The 2,828-nt window shown below is 72.3% G+C and carries 2 protein-coding genes; both read left to right on the top strand.

Annotation, left to right across the window (positions count from 1 at the left end; all coding sequences use genetic code 11):
- Window positions 1–439: 439 nt before the first annotated feature.
- Entirely contained in the window at window positions 440–889 is a 450-nt protein-coding gene (locus ACH4PU_RS12120) for a PTS glucose transporter subunit IIA (protein WP_398269855.1), read from the top strand.
- A gap of 108 nt (window positions 890–997) precedes the next feature.
- A complete protein-coding gene (gene ptsP, locus ACH4PU_RS12115) occupies window positions 998–2,668 on the top strand; it encodes a phosphoenolpyruvate--protein phosphotransferase (protein WP_398269922.1) in 1,671 nt (556 codons plus the stop codon).
- Window positions 2,669–2,828 lie beyond the last annotated feature (160 nt).

Genomic DNA, 2,828 nt, shown 5'->3' with positions numbered 1-2,828 from the left:
TGGCACGCTGTTGAGTTCTCAAGGAACGGACGCTTCCTTTGTACTCACCCGAGAGACTCTCTCAGGCTTTCCTCCGGGCGCTTCCCTTCGGTGTTCCACCACTCTATCAGGCGTTTTCCGTCTCTCTCGCCACCCGCCTTTCCGTATGCACTGACGCATACGGGCAGACAAAAGCGGTCCTGAGAAAGGATCACATCTGAATGGAGTGCCGCCCCCGTTACCGTGCTCTTCGGCTTTCGCCGCGGGCCCCGGTCGTGGGCAGGGATCCGACAGTACAGGCCCCCGGTCGGGAGAGGCAAATCGGTTACGGAGCGCACCCGCCGGACGGGGGTGCGCTCGTGCGGAACCGTCAGTTCCTATGACTTAGGCTCTGATCAGTGCACCGTCCGGGACAGGTAGTGACGGTGCGTGATGAATCTCCACCCCTGGGAGGCTTCCCATGACCACCGTGTCGTCCCCGATCGCCGGACGCGCCATCGGACTCGCGGCAGTGCCCGACCCTGTCTTCTCCGGCGCGATGGTGGGACCCGGTACCGCCGTCGACCCCGTGCGTGAGCCCTCCGAGGCCGTCGCGCCCGTCGACGGTGTCGTCGTCTCGCTCCACCCCCACGCGTTCGTCGTCGTCGACGCCGAGGGACACGGCGTCCTGACGCACCTCGGCATCGACACCGTCCAGCTCAACGGCGAGGGCTTCGAGCTGCTCGTCAACAAGGGCGACACCGTCCGGCGCGGTCAGTCCGTCATCCGCTGGAACCCGGCCGCCGTCGAGGCCGCGGGCAAGTCGCCGATCTCCCCGGTGATCGCGTTGGAGGCCACCGCCGACGCGCTCGGCGACCTGCGCGAGGACGGCGACGTCAAGGCCGGCGACCAACTGTTCAGCTGGCACTGACAGGCCGCAGCAGAACCGCCGGGGCGCCGGCGGAAACGGTTCAGCTGAACGCAACAGGGACGCGTTCCCCCACCGGCCGCGGCCGGTGGTCCCCTTCGAGAGGACATGATGGAAGCAACGCTGCGAGGCGTCGGCGTCAGCCACGGTGTGGCGATCGGCGAGGTCCGGCACATGGGCACGGCGGTGCTGGAGCCGCCGGCCAAGCAGATCCCGACGGACGAGGCACCGCGCGAACAGGGGCGCGCGCGCCAGGCCGTCGAGGCTGTGGCCGCCGACCTGATCGCCCGGGGCAACCTCGCCGGCGGCGAGGCCCAGCACGTGCTCGAGGCCCAGGCCATGATGGCGCAGGACCCCGAGCTGATGGCGGACGTCGAGCGGCGCATCGCCGTCGGCAGCACCGCCGAGCGCGCGGTCTACGACGCCTTCGCCGCCTACCGGGCGCTGCTGGCCGGGGCCGGCGAGTACCTGGCCGGCCGGGTCGCGGACCTGGACGACGTGCGCAACCGCATCGTCGCCCGTCTGCTGGGTGTGCCGATGCCGGGCGTGCCGGACAGCGACGAGCCGTACGTGCTGATCGCCCGGGACCTGGCGCCCGCCGACACCGCGCTGCTCGACCCGGCGCTGGTGCTCGGTTTCGTGACCGAGGAGGGCGGGCCGACCAGCCACAGCGCCATCCTCGCCCGTGCGCTGGGCGTGCCGGCGGTCGTGGCGCTGCCGGGCGCCGGTGAGCTGGCCGAGGGCACGGTCGTGGCCGTGGACGGCAGCACCGGCGAGATCTTCGTCGACCCGAGCGAGGAGAAGCGCGCGGAGCTGACGAAGGCGGCCGAGGAGCGCAAGGCGGCGCTGGCCGCCTCCTCCGGTCCGGGTGCGACCTCCGACGGGCACAAGGTGCCGCTGCTCGCCAACGTCGGCGGTCCGGCGGACGTGCCGGCGGCGGTCGAGGCGGGTGCCGAGGGCGTCGGCCTGTTCCGTACCGAGTTCCTGTTCCTGGACGACAGCGCCAAGGCGCCGTCCGAGGAGAAGCAGGTCGAGGCGTACCGCAAGGTGCTGGAGGCGTTCCCGGAGGGCCGGGTCGTCGTGCGCGTGCTGGACGCGGGCGCGGACAAGCCGCTGGACTTCCTCACCCCGGCGGACGAGCCCAACCCGGCGCTGGGCGTGCGCGGTCTGCGGACGCTGCTGGACCACCCGGAGGTGCTGCGCACCCAGCTGACCGCGCTGGCCAAGGCCGCCGAGGGGCTGCCGGTCTACCTCGAGGTCATGGCCCCGATGGTGGCGGACCGCACGGACGCCAGGGCGTTCGCGGACGCGTGCCATGAGGCCGGGCTGCGGGCGAAGTTCGGCGCGATGGTGGAGATTCCGTCCGCCGCGCTGCGGGCGCGCTCCATCCTGCAGGAGGTCGAGTTCCTGTCGCTGGGGACCAACGACCTCGCGCAGTACACCTTCGCCGCCGACCGTCAGGTCGGTGCCGTCTCCCGGCTCCAGGACCCGTGGCAGCCCGCGCTGCTCGACCTGATCGCCTTGTCCGCCGAGGCGGCCAAGGCCGAGGGCAAGAGCTGCGGTGTCTGCGGTGAGGCGGCGTCGGACCCGCTGCTCGCCTGTGTGCTGACCGGTCTCGGGGTGACGAGCCTGTCCATGGGCGCCGCCTCGATCCCGTACGTGCGTGCCACGCTGGCCAAGCACACGCTCGCCCAGTGCGAGCGTGCGGCCGCCGCGGCCCGTGCGACGGACACGGCCGAGGAGGCCCGGCTCGCCGCGCAGGCGGTGCTGTCCGGCGAGTGAGCGGCGCCCGCGGAAGCGGGTGACGGTGGAGTGGTGAGGGGTGGGGGGCCGGGGGGCGGGCCCCCCCCCCCCGTTTGGAACCACAAATACAACCTGGGGTTGGCCCCCGTTGATGGCCGCCCGCGTAGCCCCCCCCTGGGGCGGGGGGGGGGGGGGGGCC

The sequence above is a fragment of the Streptomyces sp. NPDC021100 genome (genome assembly GCF_044333095.1).
Taxonomy (GTDB): Bacteria; Actinomycetota; Actinomycetes; order Streptomycetales; family Streptomycetaceae; genus Streptomyces.
Note: the sequence above shows the minus strand (reverse complement) of the source record. Positions and strands in the feature narration are given on the sequence as shown.